The 2,185-nt window shown below is 61.1% G+C and carries 1 pseudogene; it reads left to right on the top strand.

What is annotated here, in order from left to right:
- Positions 1–120: 120 nt before the first annotated feature.
- Positions 121–2,185, top strand: a pseudogene (locus HUW43_RS03620) (RHS repeat protein); the annotation flags it as partial.

Below are 2,185 nucleotides of genomic sequence, written 5' to 3'. Positions count from 1 at the left end.
CTATGAGCATGACAAGGCGGACAATCGCACGCGGCTGAAAGTGACCAACTCGCCCAATCCGCCTCCCTGATCGCGTCCGGCGCGTCGCCGACGATGCTTGCAAGAGAAATGGGGGATAGAGTGTTCAAACAATTTGTTCGCGAATGTTGCCGCATCTTGCTGTGCCTGTCGGCAATGCTGGCGCTGGGTTTCGGGACACCGGCATTCGGCCAGACCACCGGGCAGTTGGTGCCGGCGCCCGTGCGCCAGTCGGTCGATGAAAATGGCGTCGACGTCATCCGCGGCTCCTTCGCCCCGGCGCCGCGGTCCTGGCTGTCGATCGGCCCTTCCGATCATCACGGCCTGACGCTGGAGTATCTAACCGGCCCCGGCGGCGTGAACTCTCTGCTATCGGCGATTGAGGTCATTGGAGGGCAGACGGTCGTCAGCATTGGTACGATGTCGGACAGCTTTACGGGTGCGTACACGTCGACCGAAGGCAATGGTGCGACGCTCGTGCTCGCCGGCGGCATTTATACCTACACGTCTCGCGATGGCGTGGTCGCGAAGTTCGCCGGAAATTCCGGCTATGCGTTGCCCTTCTACGAGGGCGACATTGCGCGGATCGGCAGCATCAAATATCCCGATGGGACTACAATCACGATCACGATGAAGGTGCAGATTTATTGTCCCGGCGGCTATGAACTGAACACCTGCCAAGGACAGCGCTATTATGTGTCGCGCGTCCAGAGCATCAACAACAGCAACGGCTATCAGCTGAAGCCCGTTTATGCGAGCAACGCGACCAAGCTCGATCCCGACAATTATGGCGCCTGGGGGCAGGTGACCGACGTAATCGCGATCAATAACAATATCGAAGCCTGCTCCCCCGTCGCTGACACCTGCACCTTGACCGGAAACTGGCCGCGACGCTCGACGTCAACGCCGCCATCGCACCACTTGAGCGTCACTTATGACGGCAGCAACCGTGTGGCGACCGCGACAAACAAGGGCGTGACCTACACCTATAGCTACGCGGATGCCGGAAACATCCGCACAACCACGGTCACCGATCCGAACGGACAATCCCGCGTTTATGTCGGCGACACGACGACCAATCGCATCAGTTCTTATCGCGACGAACTCAATCGGACGACCAGCTACCTCTATGACACGACGGGGCGCATAACCGAGATCACCTATCCCGAGGGCAACAAGGTCCAGTTTGCCTACGACGCGAGAGGCAACGTCACCGAAACCCGCGCGATCTCGAAAACGCCGGGAACGCCGCCGGATATCGTCACTACCGCGGGGTTCGATGCAAGCTGCTCGAATATAAACACCTGCAACAAGCCGATCTGGACCAAGGACGCCAAGGGCAATCAGACCGATTACACTTACGACCCGACGCACGGCGGTGTGCTCACGGTGACCGAGCCAGCGGCTCCGGGCGGCGTGCGCCCGCAGACGCGCTACACCTATACACAGGTCTCTGCGACCTATTGGCAACCCGCCTGGCCGACAGACCCTTCCTTCATCGCCGGTCCGGCCATGTATGTGCTGAGCGCGATTTCAAGGTGTCAGACGCTGGCATCGTGCGCCGGCACCGCGGATGAAGAAAAGACGACCATCACCTACAACAGCACCAATGCGCTTCCCGTGTCGATCACGAAGGCGGCGGGCAACGGCAGCGTAAGCGCGACCACGGCGATAGCCTATGACAATGTCGGCAACGTCCTGACCGTTGACGGGCCGCTCGCCGGAACGGCCGATACGACGCGTTATCGCTATGACGGGAGGCGCCGCGTCATAGGCGTCGTGGGGCCAGATCCCGACGGCGCGGGAACGCGAAAGCATCTCGCACAGCGGGTGACCTATAATAGCGATTGGCAGGTCACGCTGACCGAGGTCGGCAACGTCAACAGCCAGTCCGACGCCGATTGGGCGGCAATGACGGTTGCCGAGGCATCCGCGACGACCTACGACGCCAACGCGCGGCCGATCAAATCGGAAATCAAATCGGGCGCGACGACCTATGCTGTGTCGCAGACTAGCTACGATTCCCTGGGCCGGATCGACTGCACTGTTCAGCGCATGAACAGTGCGACGTTCGGTTCGCTTCCTGCGAGCGCCTGCACCGCTGCAACGGCGGGCGGCGCCGGGCCGGACCGCATCGTCAAGAACAGCTATGACGTCGCAAGCCAGC

This window comes from Sphingopyxis sp. LK2115, from assembly GCF_014595975.1.
Classification (GTDB): domain Bacteria; phylum Pseudomonadota; class Alphaproteobacteria; order Sphingomonadales; family Sphingomonadaceae; genus Sphingopyxis.
This window is presented reverse-complemented; position numbering and strand designations above follow the sequence as displayed.